The sequence below is a fragment of the Streptomyces griseus genome (genome assembly GCF_001715295.1).
GTDB classification, from domain to species: Bacteria; Actinomycetota; Actinomycetes; order Streptomycetales; family Streptomycetaceae; genus Streptomyces; species Streptomyces griseus_G.
The window spans coordinates 47,349-68,904 of the sequence record NZ_MDKB01000003.1 but is presented as its reverse complement, the minus strand read 5'-3'; the positions used below and the strand labels follow the sequence as shown (position 1 = coordinate 68,904).

General features: G+C 72.6%; 18 protein-coding genes and 1 pseudogene. 4 read left to right on the top strand and 15 right to left on the bottom strand.

The features are described from left to right. The 10 genes from BA175_RS16615 to BA175_RS16570 all read right to left on the bottom strand — a co-directional run bounded on the left by BA175_RS16615 (position 1) and on the right by BA175_RS16570 (position 11,331). Positions 1-1,536: a glycoside hydrolase family 43 protein gene (locus tag BA175_RS16615; RefSeq protein ID WP_069172211.1), complete on the bottom strand. Its 1,536-nt coding sequence runs from the start codon at positions 1,534-1,536 to the stop codon at positions 1-3. After that, positions 1,533-2,357 carry a PmoA family protein gene (locus BA175_RS16610; RefSeq protein WP_069172210.1) on the bottom strand — a complete coding sequence of 275 codons (825 nt, stop codon included), beginning with the start codon at positions 2,355-2,357 and terminating at the stop codon, positions 1,533-1,535. The genes BA175_RS16615 and BA175_RS16610 overlap by 4 nt, the downstream gene beginning before the upstream one ends. Further along, entirely contained in the window at positions 2,354-3,544 is a 1,191-nt protein-coding gene (locus tag BA175_RS16605; RefSeq protein WP_069172209.1) for a Gfo/Idh/MocA family protein, read from the bottom strand. Before BA175_RS16605 ends, BA175_RS16610 begins: the two co-directional genes overlap by 4 nt. Next, positions 3,541-4,458 (bottom strand): carbohydrate ABC transporter permease, encoded by a 918-nt coding sequence (locus BA175_RS16600; RefSeq protein ID WP_069172208.1) that lies wholly within the window; start codon positions 4,456-4,458, stop codon positions 3,541-3,543. Before BA175_RS16600 ends, BA175_RS16605 begins: the two co-directional genes overlap by 4 nt. Next, positions 4,455-5,390 (bottom strand): carbohydrate ABC transporter permease, encoded by a 936-nt coding sequence (locus tag BA175_RS16595; RefSeq protein ID WP_069172207.1) that lies wholly within the window; start codon positions 5,388-5,390, stop codon positions 4,455-4,457. The genes BA175_RS16600 and BA175_RS16595 overlap by 4 nt, the downstream gene beginning before the upstream one ends. 160 nt (positions 5,391-5,550) lie before the next feature. Next, the gene (araD, locus tag BA175_RS16590) at positions 5,551-7,287 is read right to left on the bottom strand and encodes an L-arabinonate dehydratase (RefSeq protein WP_069172206.1); all 1,737 of its coding nucleotides are present in this window, start codon (positions 7,285-7,287) and stop codon (positions 5,551-5,553) included. Then, complete coding sequence (locus BA175_RS16585) at positions 7,284-8,186, bottom strand: dihydrodipicolinate synthase family protein (protein ID WP_069172205.1); 903 nt, start codon at positions 8,184-8,186, stop codon at positions 7,284-7,286. The genes araD and BA175_RS16585 overlap by 4 nt, the downstream gene beginning before the upstream one ends. A gap of 50 nt (positions 8,187-8,236) precedes the next feature. After that, positions 8,237-8,893, bottom strand: coding sequence for a GntR family transcriptional regulator (locus BA175_RS16580; protein WP_069172204.1), 657 nt, complete (start codon positions 8,891-8,893; stop codon positions 8,237-8,239). Positions 8,894-9,187: 294 nt separating this feature from the next. Then, the gene (locus tag BA175_RS16575) at positions 9,188-10,369 is read right to left on the bottom strand and encodes a hypothetical protein (RefSeq protein WP_069172203.1); all 1,182 of its coding nucleotides are present in this window, start codon (positions 10,367-10,369) and stop codon (positions 9,188-9,190) included. Further along, entirely contained in the window at positions 10,366-11,331 is a 966-nt protein-coding gene (locus BA175_RS16570; RefSeq protein ID WP_069172202.1) for a 5-dehydro-4-deoxyglucarate dehydratase, read from the bottom strand. The genes BA175_RS16575 and BA175_RS16570 overlap by 4 nt, the downstream gene beginning before the upstream one ends. A gap of 547 nt (positions 11,332-11,878) precedes the next feature. On the opposite strand from BA175_RS16570, the gene BA175_RS16565 reads away from it, so the two are divergent. The 3 genes from BA175_RS16565 (at position 11,879) to BA175_RS16555 (ending at position 14,629) form a co-directional block, all read left to right on the top strand. Continuing rightward, on the top strand, positions 11,879-12,688 hold the full coding sequence (locus BA175_RS16565) for an NAD-dependent epimerase/dehydratase family protein (RefSeq protein ID WP_069172201.1): 810 nt from the start codon (positions 11,879-11,881) through the stop codon (positions 12,686-12,688). 422 nt (positions 12,689-13,110) lie between these two features. Continuing rightward, positions 13,111-13,344, top strand: a complete 234-nt coding sequence (locus BA175_RS16560) for a hypothetical protein (protein ID WP_069172200.1) — start codon at positions 13,111-13,113, stop codon at positions 13,342-13,344. Positions 13,345-13,408: 64 nt separating this feature from the next. Beyond that, positions 13,409-14,629, top strand: a complete 1,221-nt coding sequence (locus BA175_RS16555; protein ID WP_175420858.1) for a TerD family protein — start codon at positions 13,409-13,411, stop codon at positions 14,627-14,629. A gap of 106 nt (positions 14,630-14,735) precedes the next feature. On the opposite strand, the gene BA175_RS31425 is transcribed toward BA175_RS16555, so the two are convergent. From BA175_RS31425 to BA175_RS16530, 5 genes are all read right to left on the bottom strand, one after another. After that, a complete protein-coding gene (locus BA175_RS31425) occupies positions 14,736-14,966 on the bottom strand; it encodes a hypothetical protein (RefSeq protein WP_014156926.1) in 231 nt (76 codons plus the stop codon). A 78-nt stretch (positions 14,967-15,044) separates the two neighbouring features. Continuing rightward, positions 15,045-16,625, bottom strand: a complete 1,581-nt coding sequence (locus BA175_RS16545; protein ID WP_069172198.1) for a TROVE domain-containing protein — start codon at positions 16,623-16,625, stop codon at positions 15,045-15,047. Positions 16,626-16,965: 340 nt separating this feature from the next. Further along, complete coding sequence (locus BA175_RS16540) at positions 16,966-18,438, bottom strand: alkaline phosphatase PhoX (RefSeq protein ID WP_069172197.1); 1,473 nt, start codon at positions 18,436-18,438, stop codon at positions 16,966-16,968. 364 nt (positions 18,439-18,802) lie between these two features. Beyond that, positions 18,803-20,281: a hypothetical protein gene (locus BA175_RS16535; RefSeq protein WP_069172196.1), complete on the bottom strand. Its 1,479-nt coding sequence runs from the start codon at positions 20,279-20,281 to the stop codon at positions 18,803-18,805. A gap of 234 nt (positions 20,282-20,515) precedes the next feature. Beyond that, positions 20,516-21,157 carry a DUF4232 domain-containing protein gene (locus tag BA175_RS16530; RefSeq protein WP_069173073.1) on the bottom strand — a complete coding sequence of 214 codons (642 nt, stop codon included), beginning with the start codon at positions 21,155-21,157 and terminating at the stop codon, positions 20,516-20,518. A 205-nt stretch (positions 21,158-21,362) separates the two neighbouring features. Between BA175_RS16530 and BA175_RS31185 the strand changes: the two are divergent. Then, a pseudogene (locus tag BA175_RS31185) lies at positions 21,363-21,479 on the top strand (4-hydroxy-tetrahydrodipicolinate synthase); the annotation flags it as partial. Between the last annotated feature and the right edge of the window lie 77 nt (positions 21,480-21,556).

Here is a 21,556-nt window from a genome sequence, read left to right as displayed (position 1 = left end):
TCAGCGGCCGGTGCGGAACGCGGTGAAGCCGGCCGTGCCGGAGGGTCCCGTACCGTCCGGCGCGGTGGCGAAGAGGCCGAGCAGGGCGCCGACCCAGCGCCAGGGGGTGGCGGCGAAGACCTGGCCCGAAGGGCGGAAGCCGTCGCCGGTGTCGGCGAAGAAGCGGCAGCGGGCGCCCCGGGTGACCTCGACGCGCAGCCGCACCCCGGATCCGGGGACGGGGCGGGGGTGTGCCGCGTCCCGCTCGTGCTCGGCGACGGCCTCGGCGAAGCGGTGGACGAGCCGGGCCGCCCCGTCCTCACCTACCTCCAGGCCGATCCACGAGAAGGCGTCGCCGAGGACGGCGAGGCCGGCCTTGGCCCCCGGTTCCCCGCTGTGCAGGGTGAGACCCGTCTCGACGGTGAACTCCTCGGCGGGCAGCCGTTGCACGAGGACGTTGGGCAGGGCCCGCAGGTCGTGCGCGTACGCGGTCCGTACGCAGCTGAGCCGCAGCCCGTCACCCGCGTGCTCGACCGTCCAGCCGGGCCGGGGGTTGGCCGTCCACTGCCACTGCCTGCCGTGGCGTCCCCCGGGGAAGCCGTCACCGGAGGCGGGCACTTCGACGGCCTGCTCGGGGGCCTTCGGCTTGGGATGGACCAGGACGGGTTCGCCCTCGTCGCCGATGACCGGCCAGCCGCCCTCCCACCGCATCGGCTGGAGGTGGACCACCCGGCCGTAGGCGCCGCGGGCCTGGAAGTGGAGGAACCAGTCCTCGCCCCCGGCGGTCCTGACCCAGCCGCCCTGGTGCGGTCCGTTGACGTCGGTACGGCCCTGGGCCAGGACGACCCGCTCCTCGTACGGGCCGGCGAACTCCCGCGAGCGGAAGGCGCCCTGCCACCCCGTCTCCACTCCCCCGGCGGGGGCGAGGATCCAGAAGTAGCCGTCGTGCCGGTAGAGCTTGGGGCCCTCCAGGGTGAACCAGCCCGGGATCGCGTCGGCGTCGACGAGCGTCGCGCCCTCGTCGAGGAGTTCTTGCCCGTCCGGGCTCATCCGGTGGCCGGTGAGCCGGTTCTTGATGCCGGAGCGGGATCTGGCCCAGGCGTGGACGAGGTAGGCCTCGCCGGTCTCCTCGTCCCACAGCGGGCAGGGGTCGATCATTCCCTTTCCCGCCTTGACCAGGTGGGGAGCGGTCCACGGGCCCCGGATGTCCCGGGCGTTGACCTGCTGGATGCCGTGGTCGGGGTCGCCCCAGAAGATCCAGAAGCGTCCGGCGTGGTGGCGCAGGGAGGGGGCCCACACCCCGCAGTCGTGACGGGGCACCGCGAAGTCGGCCGCCGGCTCCAGCCGGTCGAGGGCGTGGCCGACGAGCGTCCAGTTGACCAGGTCGCGGGAGTGCAGGAGCGGCAGTCCGGGGACACGGCCGAAGCTGGACGCGGTGAGGTAGTAGTCCTCGCCGACCCGCACGACGTCCGGGTCGGACCAGTCGGCGCCGAGGACGGGGTTGCGGTAGGTGCCGTCCCCGAGGTCGGCGGCGGGGAGCTCCGGCGGCGCGCTCACGCGGTCACCACCTTGCGGACGTACGCGGCGGCGGTGTCCCGGTCGAGCCGGCCGTCCGCGACGACGGTGACGATCCGCCGCACCACGGTGGACCCCGCCTCGACGGGCAGCCGCCGGTCGGCGGCGAGGGAGGAACCGACTCCGGGGTACTCGGTGGTCCGTACGAACCACGGGTCGCGCCGGGTCTCCTCGGTCGCGCCGGCGAAGACGAGGGTCCAGCCGTCACCGGCCAGGGCCAGCCAGTCGGCCGGGGCGCCGTGCACCGCCTCCTCGCCCTCGCGGGTGTCGGTGAAGACGGCCGGGGCGGCGGCCTCCTTGGGGGCGCGCCAGAAGAAGCCGCCGTATCCGGCGCCGGGGCGGCCGTTGGTGGCGGGGCTGCCGAGGGACAGGGCGGTGGTGCCCCGGTTGGTGAGGGAGAAGGAGAGGTCCAGGACCCAGGCGGTGGGGGAGAGTTCACCGACGGCGACGGTGCGGTGCTCGCGCAGGAGCTCGGTCCCGCCGGCCTGCCAGCCGAGCTCCTGGACGAAGCCGTCCGGGTCACGGAGTTTCCAGCCCCGGTGGCGCTGGACACCGTGGTTGTCGAGCTCGGTGGGTCCCTGGCCGCGGACGAAGGTCCTGCCTCCCCAGAAGTTGTGCCCGGCCACGTCGGGGACGGCGACGGAGACGCCCAGGTGGTGGAGGTGGTCGGCGGGGCGTTCCTCGGTCACGGGGATGCCCGCGAGGGTGGTGACGGGGTGGAGGTAGGGACGGCCGTCCGTCCCGGACCCGTAGCCGTAACGGCCGACGGGGCGTCCGGCGCAGCTGAGAAGTGCGGTGGTCACGGGGTGCTCACCTCGCTGGGTCGCGCCCAGGAGGCGCCGAGTTCGGAGAAGAGGGTGAGGGTGTCGGCGCCCGCGGCGACCAGCCCGTCGACACCGCGTACGACGCGCCGCACGCCGGTCCCGGCGGTGGCCGGTTCGGTGTACCAGGCCTCGGCGGGCAGCGGGGTGGGCTCGGGCGCGGTCCGTACGGCTTCGACGACCCGCATGAACGCGCCGGTGCGGTGCGGCGGTACGAGCAGCGGGGTGCCGTCGGCCAGGTGGCCGACGAGGTTCTCCAGGAGATCGGTGCGCCCGTGCACCGCCTCCTCGGGGCCGTGTCCGGCGCGCTGGACGAGGACCCGGTCCTGCTTGTACCAGAAGGTGACGCGGCCCCGGTCGCCGTGGACGATGACGTACGGCTCGTCGGCCCGCTCGGCGCAGAGGGTGACGGCGGCGGTGACCGGCGGACCGTCCTCGGTGGTGACGCGGACGCAGCTGGTGTCGTCGGCCTCGATGTCGTGGGCGCGGAAGAGTTCGGTCTCGATGTACGCCACGTCCTCGGCCCTCCCCCGGTCCGCGAGTTCGAGCGCGGTGGCCACCGCGTGTGCGAGCGGGTTGGTGAGGACGCCGTCGACGACGTCGGTGCCGTCCATCCGGCGGCGCCCGGCCCAGGGCGCCCGCCGGAAGTAGGCGTCGTCGCGGACCCAGGCTCCGGCGGCGCCGATGCCCCGTACGGTGCCGATGGCTCCGGCGCCCACGAGTTCCCTGATGGCCGGGACGGCGTGCGAGCCGAAGGACTGGAAGCCGATCTGGCAGGCGATACCCGCCTCCCGTACGCCGTCGGCCATGCGGGCGTAATCGGCCCAGGTGGCGGCCGGCGGCTTCTCCAGGAGGAGGTGGACCCCGCGGGCGGCGGCGGCCAGGGCCAGCTCGGTGTGGGTGGGGATGGGGGTGCAGATGACGGCGGCGCGGGCCCCCGTGGAGTCGAGCAGGGAGCCGAGGTCGGACGACTGCGCGGGCGGTTCTCCGGCGAAGGCCGCCAGCTCGCCGTCGGTCAGCGGGTTCAGCTCGCACACGCCGACGAGCCGGACGAGGCCCTGGTTCTGGAGCCGGCGGATGTTGGTGAGGTGCCAGCGTCCGTGGCCCCGGGCGCCCGCGAGGACGATCGGGAGGGGTGAGGTGGTGTCATGTGTCCGCATCCGGGTCATCCCTTCACGGCGCCGGCGCTGAAGCCGGTGATGAGCCACTTCTGGATGAACGCGAAGACGATCACCACGGGGACGGCGGCGATGACTCCGCCCGCGGCCAGCGCCCCGAGGTCGACGCTGTCCGCGCCGATCAGGGTGTTGAGGCCGACCGGGATCGTCTGCTTGTCCTGCTCGCTGAGGAACATCAGGGCGAACAGGAAGTGGTTCCAGCTGTGCACGAAGGCGAAGGAGCCGACGGCGATCAGCCCCGGCCGCAGCAGCGGGAGCACGACCGCGCAGAAGGCCTTGAAGCGGGAGCAGCCGTCCACCCAGGCGGCCTCCTCGAGCGAGACCGGCACGTTCTTGATGAATCCGCTGATCAGGATGATCGACAGGGGGAGCTGGAAGACGGTCTCGGCGATGACGACGCTGCCCAGCGAGTTGATCATCTGGAGGTTCTTGAAGATCTCGAAGAGCGGTACGAGCATCAGCGCGCCCGGGATGAACTGCGAGCAGAGCAGCGCCAGCATGAAGGCGCCCTTGATCTTGAAGTCGAACCGGGCCAGGGCGTATCCGCCGGCCAGCGCGACCAGGGTCGTGGCGATCAGCGTGCAGACGCCGACGATCATGCTGTTCTGGAAGAAGACGGCGAAGCTCCGCTCGTTCCAGACCTTGGAGAAGTGCTCCCCCGTCATCGGCCACGGGACCAGCGAGGTGGACCCGGCGGGCCGGACGGCGAAGAGGAACATCCAGTAGAACGGGATGAGCGTGAAGAGGAGGTAGACGCCGAGCGGCACGTAGATCTGCCAGCGCGGTACGTCGTCGAAGGAGCGTTCGCGACGGGTGCGGCGGTGCGAGTCGGGCGGCGGGCCGGCGTGCCGCGTGGACGGCTGCGGCGTGCGGGCGCGGTTCTTCTCCGCGAGGGCGGCGGTCACTTTTCGCCTCCGAACTTGCTCAGGCGCAGATAGACGATCGAGCAGAAGAGGAGGATCACGAAGGCGACGGTGGTGAGCGCGGAGGCGTATCCGAAGTCGTGGCCCTCGATGCCGGTGTTGGCGACGTAGAGCGGCAGGGTGGTGGTCTCCCCGGCCGGCCCCCCGCCGGTGAGGGTGTAGAGCAGGTCGACGTTGTTGAACTCCCACACCCCGCGCAGCAGCGTCGCCAGGATGATCGCGTCGCGCAGGTGGGGCAGCGTGATGTGGAAGAACTGCCGCAGCCGGCCGGCGCCGTCGACCGACGCCGCCTCGTACAGCTCCTTGGAGACCGACTGCAGGTCGGCGAGGATGAGGATGGCGAAGAAGGGGACGCCGCGCCAGAGTTCGGAGACGGTCGCCGCCCAGAAGACGGTTCCGGTGTCCGAGAGCACCGAGGTCCCGTACTCACCGATGCCGGCGTCCGCGAGGTAGCGGCTGAAGCCGGTCGAGGAGTTGTAGAGCAGGATCCAGATGGTGCTGGTGAGGACGCCGGAGACGGCCCAGGGCGAGAAGACCATGGCCCGCGAGATGCCCCGGCCGACGAAGGTCTGGTTGACGATCAGCGCGAGCGCGAGTCCGAGCGCCAGTTGGAGGGTGACCTGGGTGAAGACCCACTGGGCGCTGAAGCCGAGCGTCGACCAGAACTGGTCGTCCTCGGTGAAGACCCGGGTGAAGTTGTCGAGTCCGGCGAAGCCGTTCCGCCACGGCTTGGTGACGTTGTAGTTCTGCAGGCTGTAGTAGAAGACGCTGAGCACGGGGTAGGCGATGAAGCCCAGCATCAGCAGGCCCGCGGGCGCTATCAGCAGATACGGCAGGCGGCGGGGGGTCGCCGAGCGGCGCCTGGGCGCTTTCGCCTCGGGCGGCGGTGTGGCCACGGCTGCGGAGTGGGCCATGACGCGTCTCCGATCTCTGGGAGGTGCCGAGCAGTGCGGGGGGTGCGGGAGCTGCTCGTCGGTGCTGGAGGTGCCGTACGGTCGGTGCATTGCGCAAGCGCTTACCGCATGCCGTTCGGTATCCCGGACGGAAGGGCGCGCCGACGTCTGTTCGCCCGGTTCAGCCCGCGTACGGGTCGGGCACTTCTCCCTGCCGGGACAGGAACGCGAAGTCGCATCCGGTGTCGGCCTGGGTGATCTGGTCCTGGTAGAGGGCCCCGTACCCGCGCCCGTACCGGGCGGGCGGCGCGGTCCACCCGGCCCTGCGCAGCTCCAGCTCGTCGTCGGGTACGTCGAGCTGGAGCAGCCGTGCCTCGACGTCCAGCGTGATCAGGTCGCCGGTGCGGACCAGCGCGAGCGGCCCGCCGACGAAGGACTCGGGCGCGACGTGCAGGACGCACGCGCCGTAACTGGTACCGCTCATCCGGGCGTCGGAGATCCGCACCATGTCCCGCACGCCCTGCTTCAGCAGGTAGTCCGGGATCGGCAGCATGCCGTACTCGGGCATGCCCGGGCCGCCCTTGGGGCCGGCGTTGCGCAGCACCAGCACGTGGTCCGCGGTGAGGGCCAGGGAGGGGTCGTTGATGGTGCGCTGCATCTCCTGGTAGTCGTCGAAGACGACCGCGGGCCCGGTGTGGCGCAGCAGGTGCGGCTCGGCGGCGATGTGCTTGATGACCGCGCCGTCGGGGCACAGGTTGCCGCGCAGCACCGCCACGCCGCCTTCCTCGGCCAGGGGGTTGTCCCGTTCGCGGATGACGTCGGCGTCGTGCACCAGCGCCCCGTCGAGCTGTTCGCGCATCGTGCCGTGCGCGACGGTGGGGCGGTCCAGGTGCAGGACGTCGGTGAGCCGGGCCAGGAATCCGGGCAGTCCGCCGGCGAAGTGGAAGTCCTCCATGAGGTACTTCCCGCCGGGGCGGAGGTTGGCCAGGACCGGGACGGTGCGGGCGATGCGGTCGAAGTCGTCCAGGGTGAGCTTCACCCCGGAGCGGCCGGCCATCGCGATCAGGTGGATGACCGCGTTGGTGGAGCCGCCGAGCGCCAGGACGGTGGCGACGGCGTCCTCGTACGCGTCGGCGGTGAGGATCTCGGACAACGTCAGCTGCTGCCACACCAGTTCGACGATCCGGAGGCCGGACTGCACGGCCATGCGGTCGTGACCGGAGTCGACGGCGGGGATGGAGGAGGCTCCCGGCACCGTGACGCCCAGCGCCTCGGCGGCGGCCGTCAGGGTCGACGCGGTGCCCATCGTCATGCAGTGGCCGGGTGAGCGGGCGAGCCCGTTCTCCAGTTCGGCCATCTCGCAGTCGCCGATGAGTCCGGCCCGCTTGTCGTCCCAGTACTTCCACATGTCCGTGCCGGAGCCGAGGACCTCGTTGCGCCAGTGGCCCGGCAGCATCGGACCGGCGGGCACGAACACGGTCGGCAGGTCGACGGAGGCCGCGCCCATCAGGAGCGCGGGGGTCGACTTGTCGCATCCGCCCAGCAGCACCGCGCCGTCCACGGGGTAGGAGCGCAGCAGCTCCTCCGTCTCCATGGCCAGCAGGTTGCGGTAGAGCATCGGGGTCGGCTTCTGGAAGGTCTCCGACAGCGTGGAGACCGGGAACTCGAGCGGGAAGCCGCCGGCCTGCCACACGCCCCGCTTGACCGCCTGAGCGCGGTCGCGCAGATGGACGTGGCAGGGGTTGATGTCGGACCAGGTGTTGAGGATCGCGATGACCGGCTTGCCCAGGTGCTCCTCGGGGAGGTAGCCGAGCTGGCGGGTGCGGGCGCGGTGGCTGAAGGAGCGGAGCCCGTCCGTGCCGTACCACTGGTGGCTGCGCAGCTCCTCGGGGGCGACGCGGCCCCGGCCGGCTGTCATACGGACCACCCGGCGACCAGGCCGGCGACCTCGGCGCGCTGGGCCTCGGGCAGTACCCGGCTCGGCGGGCGCACGTCGCGGCGGCAGAGTCCGAGCGCGGCCAGGGCCTCCTTGACCACGGTGACGTTGTCGGCGGACTGCCGGTCGGCGCGCAGGTCCTCGAAGGGGCGGATCTGCTCCCACACCTTCATCGCGGCGGTGTAGTCCCCGGCCCGCAGCGCCTCCAGCATGCTCAGCGAGACGCCGGGGGCGACGTTGACGAGGCCGGAGGTGAAGCCGGTGGCGCCGGTGGCGAAGTAGGAGGGGGCGTAGAGCTCGGCGAGTCCGGCGACCCAGACGAACCGCTCCGGACCCGCGTCGCGGGCGAACCCCGCGAAGCGCGCGGCGTCCGGGACCGCGTACTTCACCCCGATGACGTTCGGGCAGCCGTCGGCGAGTTCGGCGAGCCGCTCGCCGGCGAGCAGGGGGTTGCGGATGTAGGGGACGACGCCGAGTCCGGGGACGGCCTCCGCGATGGCCCGGTGGTAGTCGATCCAGCCGTCCTGCGACACGTACGGGTGTACGGGCTGGTGCACCATCACCATGTCGGCGCCGGCGTCCCTGGCGTGTTCGGCGTCGGCCACGGCGGTCGGTATGTCGTGGCCGACGCCCACCAGGACGGCGGCCCGGCCGCCCGCCTCGTCGACGGTCAGCTCGGTGACCGTGCGCCGCTCGCCGGGGGTCAGGGCGTAGAACTCCCCGGTGTTGCCGTTCGGGGTGACGATGCGGACACCGCCGTCGAGCATCCGCCGCAGCAGGGCGCGGTGCGCCGCGGTGTCGAGGGAGCCGTCCTCGGCGAACGGGGTCACCGGGATCGCCACAACGTCTGCGAGGGCCGCCTTGAGCGGGGAGAGGTCCATGCGGACTGGCCTTTCGTCGAGGTGCTGGTGGTTCGGGTCCAGCTGGTGTCTCACGCCGTGTCACCCCCGTCTTCGTCGTCGGGGAACGCGCGGCGTACGAACGAGGCGATGTGGTCGTGCAGAGCGCCGGCGGCGGCCGCGGCGTCCTCGGCGAGTGCGAGCCGCAAAATCTCCCGGTGCTCGGCCGCCTCCCGCTCCCAGGACGGGACGGCCGCCCAGGCCACGGTCGAGACGAGGGCGGCCTGGTCGCGGATCTCGTCCAGCATCCGGGCCAGCAGCGGGTTCCCGCAGGGCAGGTAGAGGGCCCGGTGGAAGTCCCGGTTGGCCAGCGACCTGTCGGCCTTGTCGATCGCCGAGTCGGCCCGCTCCAGGGCCTCCTGGGCGGCTTCGAGCGAGGCCCTGCGGGTGATGGAGCGGCGCAGCGCCTCCGGTTCCAGGAGCAGCCGCACGTCGTACACCTCGCGGGCCATGGTCGCGTCGACGAGCCGTACGGTGGCGCCCTTGTACTGGCTCATGACCACGAGCCCCGTGCCCGCGAGGGTCTTCAGCGCCTCGCGGACCGGAGTCTTGGAGACGCCGAACTGCGCGGCAAGTTCCGTCTCGACCAGCGCCTGCCCCGGTCTCAGCTGCGCCGTCAGGATCGCGTGCTTGATCGCCTCCAGCACGTACTGGGTCCGGGACGGGATCGGGGCAGGCGCAAAGGTCATGGGTGAAGGGCTCTCACATCTCGCGTATCGCGTCTCATATATGACGTACGAAGTACGACGCGATGAAGCTAGAGCGGTCGCGAATGTTTCGTCAACGCTTCTGACAGAAGATGTTTCGTTTACGGTGTCGCGGCTTCCGGGGCGCCTGCCCGCCGCCGGCCGGACTCCCTGGAGCGTGCCGGTCCGGAAGTACCCAGGTCACAGCGGTGCGGATACCGAAACGGAGTGGACCGGCGGGACTCCCGCCGGTCCACTCCCCCAGCCACTCCCTCAGCGGCTCCCCCTGCGGCTTCTTCAGCGGCCGATGCGTGAGAGCGCGCCGGTGACGGCGTCGAGGTCCGGCCCGGAGGCCAGTCCCGCGTGGTACAGGCGCAGTTCACCCGCGCCGAGCGCGCGGGCGTGGGCGGCGTCCCGTTCCAGCGTGCCGGGGCTGCCGCCCATGCCCGTCACCACGTTGAAGTTGGCCGCCAGCACCCCGGAGAGTCCGGCGAACGGGCCGAGGACCGCCTCGCGCGCCGCGTCACCGCCGGTGCAGGGCAGCACCGCACCGTCGGCCGTGGACAGCAGGTGCCCGGGGTCCACCCCGACGTTGGCGCCGGTGCGGTACGGGGCGGGGTCCGCGTGCAGCAGGACCTGGAAGTCCGGTGCGGGCGCCGCGCCCCGCACGGCGGCGACGGCGGCCTCCTGGAGCCGACGGGCCACCTGGTCCCGCCACTGCCGGGTGGCGTCGGCGAGACCGGCGCCGAGCAGCCCGCGCACGCCGGACCACCCGGTCTCCGCGGAGCCGGATCCGGCCCAGACGGGCTCCAGGGCCCGGCGCACGGCTGCCGCCAGTTCGTCGGCGTCGAGCCCCGTCCCGGCGTACCCGGCCCGGCAGTCGGCGCAGAAGCAGAGCGACATCAGGTACTGCGCCGCGTCCCCGAGGGCGACGCCCGCCGTCTTGTCGTGGGCGTGGAGATGGGCGAAGCCGTACCAGCCGCACGACTCCAGTTCGGTACCGAGGGCCCCGGGACGCACGGCGGCCTCCGCGGCGAGGTCCACCAGATAGGCGTGGACGGCGGGCTGCGCGATGCACGGCGCCCAGGGGTAGCGGTCGCCGTAGGCGTTGACCACGCAGGTGCCGGGATGCTCGGCGCCCAGACGGGAGTTGTGGGCCAGGACCACCCAGGAGTGCACCTCGAGGCCGGCGTCGGCCAGTGCCGCGGCCGCCTCGGCGTACGGGTCGTCCCCGGTCACCCAGGCCTGCGCGTAGGGGCGCAGCCCGCGGCCCGCCCAGCGTGCGGGGTCGGACGGGTAGAGGACCGCCGCGTGTTCGGCGGTGACGACGCGGTGCCCGGGGTGACGGGGGGTCAGGGCCCGGGTGGAGTGATAGGCCGAGGCGAGGGTCACCTGCTGGACGCCGAGGTCGGCGACGCGGGTGGCGGCGTCCGGGTCCCCGACGACGTCCCAGGGGTAGAGGAATACGGAGGTCTTCACCCTTGGGCCTCCTGCAGGGCTCCGCGCTTCTGCAACAGCGCGCGGCCGTCGGCGATGATCCCGGCCAGTTCCTCGATGTGCGCGGCAGGCGGTTCGGTGAGCGGTGTGCGTACGGTGCCGACGTCCAGGCCCCCCAGCCGGACGCCCGCCTTGACGAGCGACACCGCGTAGCCGTGGCCCTTGGCACGCAGTTCGACGAGCGGCCGGTAGAAGTGGTCGAGGAGGGCGTCGGCCAGGTCGACGTCACCGGACTCCAGTGCCCGGTAGAACGCCAGGGCGAGGTCGGGGGCGAAGGCGAAGACGGCGGAGGAGTAGAGCGACACCCCGATGCCACGGTAGGCGAGGCCGGTGAGTTCGGCCGTGGGCAGCCCGTTGAAGTACAGGAAGTGCCGACCGGGGGCACCGGAGCGCACGGCGCTGACGATGCGCTGCATCAGGTCGAGGTCGCCGTAGCCGTCCTTGAGGCCGACGACGCCGGGGGTCCGGGCGAGGGCGACGACGGTCTCGGGCGTGAAGACGGCGTTGTCGCGCTGGTAGACGATCGTCTCGAGCCCGGTGGCCGCGGCGAGGGCGGTGTAGTGGGCGAGCAGCCCTTCCTGCCCCGCGACGACGAGGTACGGCGGCATGGCGAGAAGACCGTCCGCTCCCGCCTCCTCGGCGAGCCTCGCGTACTGGACCGCGAGGGCCGTGCCGTATCCCGCGCCCGCGACCACCGGCACCTGCCCTGCGGTCTCCTCGACGGCGGCGGCGACCAGGAGGCTGAACTCCTGGGGGGTCAGCGCGTGGAACTCGCCCGTGCCGCAGCAGGCGAAGACCGCCGCCGCGCCGGCGTCGATCCCTGCCCGCACGTGCGTCCGAAAGGCGTCGAGGTCGACGGTACCGTCCGGCCCGAAGGCGGTGACGGGGAAGAAGAGCGGCCCGGCGACATCGGTGAGCCGGGCGGCAAGGGGGGCTGAGGTCACGGGCGCTCCCTGAGCAGGGTCAGACGTGCACAATTCTGATCGTCGTCCATATTCATGAACGCGACCACGCTAAGCCAGCCACGCGGCGCAGGTCAAGACAGGAAAGCGTTACCCGGAGGCTGAGTGGCCCACCCGGGACGGCACTTGACGTGGTCCGCCGGACTTCCTAGCTTGTCCATGCATGTGAATGCGCTCCATGGGCCGAGCGCGCGGATGACGCGTCGGGCGGCTGCGCCGTGCCCGCGCGGGGGGGCGTACCCCGCTGTCCGTACGCGCGGCCCGCACACCCGGTCCCGCCGGTCGGTGGTGGCGCCGGGGGCATCCGCCCGCGGGACACCACACTGAAAACGAACACTCCGCGGCTCGACAGCACCACTCGGGCACCACCACACCCAGCACCGCCGCACCGCGCCGCCCGCCACAACCGCACCACGCAGCCCGGCAGCATCACGCAGCCCGGCAGCACCGCTCGACACCACCGCACCCAGCACCACCGCAGCCCGCCCCACCCGCACCCGCACCCGCACCCGCACCGAGGAGATCCCGTATGCCCGCCCCCCGCACCGTCCTGCTCACCGGCGCCGCCGGCGGCCTCGGCACCCTGATGCGGGGGCTGCTGCCCGCGTACGGCTACGAGCTCCGTCTCTTCGACGTCACCCCCATCGAGGGCGAACCGGACGCGATCACCGCCGATCTCGGTGACAAGGAGGCGCTGCGCGAGGCCGTACGGGGCGTCGACGCGGTGATCCACCTCGCGGGCATCTCCCTGGAGTCGTCCTTCGAGAAGATCCTCCGCGCGAACATCGAGGGCACCTACAACCTCTACGAGGCGGTACGCGAGGAGGGCGTCGGGCGCGTCGTCTTCGCCTCCTCCAACCACGCCATCGGCTACACCCCGCGCCCGCTCCCCGGCGACCCGCTGATCCCGGTCGACACGCCCCGCCGACCCGACACCTTCTACGGTCTGTCGAAGTCGTTCGGCGAGGACCTCGCCCAGTTCTACTGGGACGAGCACGGCGTGGAGACCGTCTCCGTACGCATCGGCTCCTGCTTCATGGAACCGACGTCCGTGCGGATGCTGTCCGTCTGGATGAGCCCCGGCGACGGGGCGCGCCTCTTCCACGCCGCGCTGACGGCCGAGGACGTGGGCCACACCGTGGTCTACGGCTCCTCCGCCAACACCCGCCTGTGGTGGGACCTGTCGACGGCCCGGTCCCTGGGCTACGAGCCGCAGGACGACTCCGAGCAGTACGCGGACACGCTCGTCGCCGAACAGGGTGAGCTCGACCCGGAGAACCCGGATCACGCCCACGTCGGGGGCCACTTCGTGACCGACCCGCCGCTCTGGCCCCACTGAGGGCCGTCCCGCGCTCCTCGGTGGATCGGCGCGCGGCGCCGGAACCGGTGCGTCGCGCGGTGGAGGACGCGCCGCACACGGGATGTGTACGGACGTGCGGGCAACGCGGCGAGGTCCCGTACTGTGTCGCGCGCCGGCCGGGAACTGCGGGAGCGCCCTCGGCGGGTGACCCGGCGTCCGGTGCGCGCCCCTGCACGGCGGAGGGCCGGCCGAATGCCGGACGGCGCGGTTCGGTCCGGACGGCGCGGAACGTGTGCGGATCAGGCGTCACCGGCGGACGGGACGGGCGACACACGCCCCGGGGCTCGCTCACCCGCCTTCACGCTTCCGGGACAGGGCACACGGCTGGGTCCGTCCCGCGGATCAGGCCGTCCCCCCGAAAATGCCGCGACGCGCCGCCCGGGGTGCGGCACCATGCGGCCATGCCGAAACCTTCCGGATTCCAGTACGAGCAGCGCGGTGCCACCACCGTCGTCCTCACCCACCACGGCCGCCCCGCGGGCACCCTGCGCGGCGACCGGGCGGCGACGTTCCTGGCCGAGGTGACGTCGGGTGACGCCCAGCTCGTGATGGCGCGCTGGACGGGCGCCTACCGGCACGGCAACGAGCGCACCGCCCGCGACCACCCGCGCAACCGTGCCCGTGGCGGGCGCTGAGCCGTTCGGACCACACCGGCGAAGGTAAGGGAACGGCAAAGCCGGGTCGTTCGTTACCCCGTGCATGACCGCAATGACCCCCGGCTCGAACATCCCTCTCTCCGCCGCCCGCGTGGCGGTGGACGTCGCCGCCCCGGTGCGGCTCGACGTCTCGGGCCTGCTGCTCACCGCCGACGGCAAGGTGCGCTCCGACGACGACTTCATCTTCTACAACCAGCCCTCGGGCCCCGGTGTGACCTACCGCGCGGGCGGTGGTTCCGCGCCCGACGCGATCGTGGTGGACACCTCGGCCGTGCCCCCGGGCATCGAGAAGATCGTCGTCACGGCGAGCCCCGACGCGGCGGGCCAGACGTTCCAGGGCGTCGAGCCCACCGCCACCGTGCGCAACGCGGACGACGGCAGCGCGCTCGCCACCTTCACCCCACCGCGGCTGGGAAGCGAGACGGCACTGGTCGTCGTCGAGATCTACCTGCGCAACGGCGCGTGGAAGGTCCGCGCGGTCGGCCAGGGCTACGCCGACGGGCTCGCGGGCATCGCCACGGACTTCGGCGTCTCCGTCGAGGAGCCCGCCGCGGCCGCACCCGCCGCTCCGGTCACGCCCCCGGCGGCGCCCGCGGCCACCCCGGCCGCCGCGCCCGTGGACCCCCGGATCGCTCCCCCGGCGCCTCCCGCCCCGCCGGCCGCGCCCCCTGCGCCCGCAGGCGCAGGGAAGATCAACCTCGACAAGGGGCGGGTCAGCCTGCAGAAGAACCAGTCGGTGTCCCTGGTCAAGGGCGGCCGGCCGCTGCTCTCGCAGGTCAAGATGGGTCTCGGCTGGGAGCCGGCGTTCCGCGGCAAGGACATCGACCTCGACGCCTCGGTGATCGCCTACGGCCCCGACCGCAAACACCTGGACAGCTGCTACTTCGGCAAGCTCTCCATCCTGAACGGCGCGATCAAGCACTCCGGCGACAACCTCACCGGCGAGGGCGCGGGGGACGACGAGGTGATCGTCGTGGACCTCGGCCGGATCCCCGCGGAGGCGACCGGCCTGGTCTTCACCGTCAACTCCTTCACCGGCCAGAAGTTCACCGAGGTGGCCAAGGCGTACTGCCGGCTGATCGACGCGGCCACCGGCGAGGAACTGGTCCGCTTCGACCTGACCGGCGCCGAGCCGCAGACCGGCGTGATGATGGCCAAGCTGATCAAGCAGTTCTCCGGCGAGTGGGAGATGACCGCCATGGGCGAGTTCGTGAAGTCGCGGACCGTCCGGGGCATGGTCAAGCCCGCCGCGAAGGCCCTGTAGGGCCCCGGACCCCACAACGGCATCCGGGGCACCTGATGGACTTCTCCTCAGATGCCCCGGATCCGGAGAGTCTCCGGTCGGACGCGGTACGTGCTCGTGCTGCCTCTCAGAGCTTGGTCAGCTTGGAGTACGGGCTCAGGATCCTTCCCTGTCGCCCCGAGAAGTCGATGAGCACTGCGTCGTTGTCGCCCTCGACAGCGAGGACTCGGCCGAGTCCGAACTGGTCGTGCGACACCCTGTCGCCCACGTCGAAGCATTCGACCGGTGGGGCCGCCTGGGCCGGGCGGTTGAAGGGACTGGAAGGCAGGTGACGCCGGGATCCGGCTGACTGTTTCATTACGTTGAGTATGCGCCCTGGGAGCCCCCGACGCCATGCCCGACCGCTTCCGGGGCCGCAGTAGTGGCGGTTTCGTAATCAGCCGTTCCAGGGCCAGTCGGCGCTCCTGCCCGCCTCCAGCAAGGGCACCATGCGGAACGCCGCGTCGGAAAGCCCCCCGAAAGTGTGGCGGTTCTCGCTTCCTGACGGCGCGTGCCCGACCCGGTACCCCGCCAGGTTCCACGTGTAGACCGGGACGGTGAGCGGGATCCCGTCGGTCGCGTCGCCGTAGTGCGTGTACGAGGCCTGTTCGTCGGTGACGATCAGAACCCGGTCGTGCTTCCGGTAATGCCTGCGCACCGCCTCCACGGTGTTCGTACCGCCCAGGTTGCCGAAGCGCTCCAGGATCCTCAGCGCCGACTCGCCCCTGCGGCAGGCCACCGGCGCACTGCTCGTGCCGAACTCCACCAGGTCCGCGTCCGCGGCCCGCAGCGCCAGCGCCGTACCGAAGACCGCCGCGGCGTCCGCACGGTTGAGCTGCGAGCGCTCCGAGAGCGGCGACCACATCGAGCCGGAGCGGTCGACGAGGATCAGGGTGCGTCCGGGCAGCGCCGGGACGTTCCCCAGGGAGTGCCCGAGCGCCTGCTCCAGGGGGTAGGCCCAGCGCAGGGACGGCGCGTGCCGGTACGCCGCCAGGTAGCGGAACGGGAACTGCCGCGAGGCCGCCACCGTCTCCGGGTCACAGATCCGGCGCGCGACCGTGGCCGCGACCTCGTCCGGTACGCCGGCCTCGTCGAAGTTGCGGAGGTTGCGCACGAGCGCCATCGGCCCCATGGACGGGATCACCGCCTCCCAGGCCGCGGCGTCCATCGGACCCTGCAGCCAGCCGGCGAGTGCCTCCCAGGTCATGCCCGCCTCGGCCAGCCGGTCCGCGCCGCCGGCCCCGGTGACCAGGGCGCGGCGCTGCGCGACCGGCACGTCCATCAGCGCCCGGTGAGCGGTCAGGACGCGGTTCGACGCGGGCGGCACGGCGTCCTCGGGGTGGTGCCTGCGGTCCAGCGCGTACCGGAACAGGTCGCCCTGCCACGCCTTGGCCGGGTCGGGCGAGGCGTGCACCAGGTTCAGTACGTCCCCGAAGCGGTAGCCCCTGGACGCGGTGTCGTACTTCAGCAGGGCCGTGCCGCTGTAGAGTCGGCGTACGGCGTCGGCGATGCCCCGCTTGACCGGCTTGGGCACGGCCCGGCCGTACCGCGAGGTCCAGTGGCCGAGCAGTTCACCGGGCTCGTCGGCACGCAGCAGCACGGAGTCCACCACCTCACGGTTGGACGGGCCGTCCACCGCACCGGCTTCGAGGCGGGCCCTGACGTACTCGACGGCGCCCACGAGCGAGGCCGTACGCATCTGCCCCTCCCGGCGCAGCCAGCGCAGCAGCCCGGCGGTCCACTCCGGGTCCTCGACGGCGAGTGTCCGCACCAGGGCGGCGTACCGGGCGTCGCGCTCCTCGCCGTCCTCGTGGAATGTCTGCTGCGACACGAAGTGGGTGACCGCGAGGAGGAAGAGCTCGGAGCGGGGGTCACGGAGGTGTCCCTGGGCCCCCCGGTGGTTGCGTGCCGTGTCCCCCGTCGACCGGACGGGCGAGGTGGCCCGGGGCAGGGTGGACCGGTGGTCGAAAAGGGCCATGCGATGTCCCCCGCGTGTGTGGGAGAGGACACCGCGAACCGGGGTGCCCGAGATCGGGGTCGGCGACGGGCTCGTGTCCGATGCTCTGTCCGTTCGAGCTACCGGCCGTGGCCGGGCGGGATTCGAACCCGCACCCTTCGGATCCATGGAAGTATCCGTCGCCTGCGCACCGGGCGCCCCGGCGCCGGTGCCTCCCGAGATCAGGACGGCTGCGGCGTATTTCGGGAAAGGAAGTAGCCGCTGCCTTCGCACCGGGAGGTGCGCCGCTCCGACCCTAGACCGACGACTGCGCGGCACGCGAGGGAGTTTCCCCCCGCGCACCGCGCGGCGTCCGGGGGTGTCAGCGCTTGTCCGGCTGACGCTTCCAGGGGCCCGTGATGGCGAGCATGATGCCCGGGGTCTGGATGCTGGCGAACAGGGTCTTCCCGTCGGGCGAGAAGGTGACGCCGGTCATCTCGCTGTACGAGGGGTCGTCCTCGGTGCCGATGTTCAGGTCGTTGCGCGCGATCGGGTACGTCCGGCCGCTGTCGGTGGCCCCGAAGAGGTGCTGGACGCCGTCGCCGTCCTCGGAGATCACGATGCCGCCGTAGGGCGAGACGGTGATGTTGTCGGGGCCGTCGAAGGCGCCGTCCACGGACGGGGCCGGGTTGACGCCCAGGAGGACCTTGAGGGTCATCGTGCGGCGCTTGGGGTCGTAGAACCAGACCTGGCCGTCGTGCGCCACGGGGCTCTCGCCCCGGGCGTAGGAGGAGACGAAGTAGGCGCCGCCGTCACCCCACCACATGCCCTCGAGCTTGCGGGCACGGGTGACCTGGCCCTCGGTGAACTGCTTGCGCACCGAGACGGTCTTCGCGTCACGGTCGGGGACGTCGGTCCAGTCCACGCCGTAGACGGTGCCGATCTCCGTGGCGCGGGAGAGGTCGTCGACGAAGACGCCCTTCCTGTCGAAGCACTTGGCGGCCTGCAGGACACCGGCGTCGTCGGCGAGGGTGCGCAGCTGTCCGCGGCCGTGCTTGAAGCCGTGCGGCGGAACCCAGCGGTAGAGCAGGCCGTTGGGGCCGGAGGCGTCCTCGGTGAGGTAGGCGTGGCCGCGCTTGGGGTCGATGACGACGGCCTCGTGGGCGTAGCGCCCGAACGCCTTGACCGGACGCGGGTCGCGGTTGGCCCGCCTGTCGTACGGGTCGACCTCGAAGACGTAGCCGTGGTCCTTGAGCAGACCGTTCTTGCCGGCCTTGTCCTCGGTCTCCTCACAGGTCAGCCAGGTGCCCCAAGGGGTACTGCCGCCCGCGCAGTTGGTAGACGTACCGGCGATGCCGACCCACTCGGCGGTACGGCCGTCGCGTCGGGTCTCCACGACGGTGCAGCCGCCGGCGGCGACGGAGTCGTAGACGAGGCCCTCGGTGAGGGGCACCGGGTACTCCCAGCGGGCCCGTGTGCCGCTCAGCTCGTGGTTGTTGACGAGGAGGGTGACACCGCGGGGGCCCTCGAAGGCGGCCGTTCCGTCGTGGTTGGAGGGGGTCGGCTCGCCGCTCTCCAGCCTGGTGACACCGCTGTGCGTGACGATGCGGTACGAGAAGCCGGCGGGCAGCGCGAGGATGCCCTTCGGGTCGGGGAGCAGCGGACCGTAGCCCAGCTCCTTGTCGTGGCCGTGCCCCTTCCCCGGGCCGTCGTCCTCGTGGCCGTGGCCGTGCCGGGCGTCGTCGGCGGCCAGCGCACCGGGCGCCGTGGCCAGCGCTCCGACGGTGCCGGTGAGGGCGATACCGGCACCGGTGAGAGCGGACTGTCTGGTGAATTCCCTGCGCGTGAACGACATCGCGGACTCCTGGGGCTGCGTGGCCGGGTGGGTTGGCGTGATCACGCTCCCTCCCTCGCACCAACGCCGGTTGAACGCCGGACGACATCGAGCGGGCCTGCACGTCAAACCGTCGGACGATCAAGGGCAAAGCCGGTCACGACACGAGGGCCGACCGGTCACGCATGGCCGAAAACGACCCGTGAGCCCCGCGGTTCAGCCCTGAGAGCCGGCCCGCGATCCACGGCCGGCGCGCGACGGCGGCCACGGCCACCTCGCCGCGTCGCCGGCACATCCCCTTCCGTCCCGTGTGCGGACGTCCCTCCGCCGTGCGCTGCACCGCTTCCGACGCCGCGCACCGAGCCACCGGGACCGGCGGACGGCTTCAGGTGCGCGAGCGGGCCTTGAAGGCGGACTTACGGGCGAGCTTCGCCGTCTTCCGGTCGCGGTGCAGCCGCCCCATCGCCTCCAGAACCTCCGCCGTCGCCGGGTGTTCCACCCGCCAGGCCTCGTCGAAGAAGCCGCTGTGGCCGCCGGTGAGACCCTCGACCAGTGCCTGGAGCTCGTCGAGCTCGCCTTCGGCGTCCAGTTGGGCCGCGATCGTGTCGATCGCCAGCCAGAAGATCATCGACTCCGGCGGCGCGGGCACGTCGGCCGCGCCCCGTTCCGCGAGCCAGACCCGGGCCAGCCCGCCGAGTTCGGGGTCGTCCAGGACCGCGCGCACCGCGGGCTCGGCCTCCGGACCGGCCGACGCCAGGGCCTGCTGGCAGTGGAGCCTGCGCAGCGGTGCACCCCGGTCGGCGCCCCGTGCCGCGGCCAGGAGTTCGGCGGCGGCCCCCGCCCCGTCCCGCGCGCCGTGCCGGTCGAGCCACAGTCCGACCTCGGCGTGGGCGGCGTCCTCGGGGTAGTGCGCGATGCCGTCGAGGAGCACGTCGGCCCCCTTGTCGGCGAGGTCGCCGACGGCGGGCGCCTCCACCCCTGCCTCCAGCATCCGCTCGCGGATGCCGTAGAGGCCGAGCGGGGTGAGCTTCACCATCCCGTACCGGGTCACGTCCTCGTCGTCGGCGGGGGGAGTCGCCTCCTCGCCCTCCTCGGTCAGCAGCGTCTCGTCCACCGGCCGGTACTCGACGATCCCGATGGGTTCGAGCACCCGGAACTGGTCGTCCAGCCGCATCATCGCCTCGGACACCAGCTCCAGGACGTCGTCGGTGGGCTCGCCCATGTCCTCGGGCACCACCACGGAGGCGGCCAGGGCGGGCAGCGGCACCGGGCCGTCGCCGGGCCCCGCGTCCGAGAGGGTCAGCGCGTAGAGGTTGCCGAGCGCCGTGTCCAGGAGGTCGGCCTCCGCCTCGGGGTCCCAGTCGAGGGCGTCGAAGTCGACGCTGCCGTCCTCCCCGATCAGGTCGGCGAAGTCGTCGAACGCCGGTGCGGTGGCGTCCGCGTGTACGGCGTCCAGCCCGTCGAGCCAGATCCCGAGCACGTCCTGGGGCGACCCGGCGGTGATCAGGGCCAGGCTCTCGCCCGCGGTGACCGTGCCCTCGGCGTCCTGGCCGGCCGTGCCGTCCGCGGCCTCCGTACCGGGCTCCGGGTCCTCGACGTCCACGAGCCCCGTGTCCACCGCCAGACGCCAGGCCTCGCCCGCGTACGCCGCGCCGTCCTCGTCCCCGGCGAGGCCGAGGTGCTCGGCCGCCGCCGGCACCTGCGCCTCCGCGAGCTCGCCACCGGCGCCGACACGCGTCTCGGGCCCCGCCCAGCGGGCGAGGCGGACGGCACGGGCGAGCAGCGGAGTGGCCAGCGCGTCCCGTGCCAGCTCGGCCTCGGTGTGCAGCCGCACCGGCGGCAGGGAAGGGCGCTCTGCGGGCATCAGGGGGTTCTCCTCGGGGCATGCGCGGGGCGTGAGTGACGAGCGGATCCCGTGTACGGGTCCGGGGCGGTCCTGTGCGTGTGGGGCCGGGCCGCCGACCCAGCGTAGACGCATTTCGTCCCCTGCCGCCCGGTTCTCCGGCAGGCCCGCACCGATGCCGGACGGGGGTGCGGCGGCGTCCCTGCCGTCCCCCCGGTGCCGTGCGGTCGGGCGGGACGGTGGGACCGGGCGGGATCAGCCGGGCAGCGCCGTGCGCCAGGCCGTCGTGTTCAACTCGTCCATGAGCCGCACGTCGTGACTCTCCAGGGGGAAGGTCCGCGCGCCCGCGTCGGGTGCGGCGGCGATCTCCAGGGCGTCCCCCTCGATGAGGTCGCCGCCCTCCTTCGTCGAGACCCAGGCGAGGACGGAGGTGACGGTCCCCCCGGGCTTCAGCATGACCTCCTGCGGACCCTCGTCGTTGCCGAACATCGAGCCTCCCGCGTTCACGGGGACGGGGAGCCGCTCGCCGTTCTCGCCCAGGGCACGGACGGACGGATAGCCGTGGACCCGGTAGGGCTTCTTCCCGCAGTTGGTGAGCGTGAGGGTGACGGCGCGGTGGAACATCGCGGCCTGCACCTCGCTCATCTCCACGACGGCCCCGGACGCGGGGCATCCGGCCGTCGTCGCCTCGGGAGCGGGTGCGCCCTGGGCCGGTGCGTCCGCCGTGGGCAGAGGCTCGGGTCGCAGCGGGTCGACGGCCGCCGGCGCGCTGCGGGCGGACGTGGGGGAGGGAGCCGGCTCTCCCTCACCGGCAGGGACGAGGAAGCCGGCGCACCCCGCGAGCACCGGCGTGGCGGCCACCGGTACGGCGGCCAGGATCGTCGTCCGTACGCGCATGGCCGTGTACCCCACCCCTGGAACGGTCTCTCGCTGACACGTTCGATCATGCCAGACGGGGCGGGCCCCGGGAGATTGTTCAGTGACCCTTCGCGGTCACCCCGAGCAGAACTGAGTGGACCTGAACGGTGGGGGCGCCGACACTGCGGACATGACACCGCCCAGGCCTTTCGGCCGCGCACTCTGCGCCATGATCACGCCGTTCACCCCCGAGGGGATGCTCGACGCCGGCCCGGTCCGCGAACCGTTGCAGCCCGCCGGCCGCGAGGCGACCGCCGGGCTGCGCAGGGTGTACGAGGAGCTGCTCGCCGCCACCGGCTGAGCGATGGGTCAGGGCGCTCCGGCAACGCGGCCGAGGTTCCGTGGCCGCCGTCGTACGCCCGCGGGGGACTGCGGGAC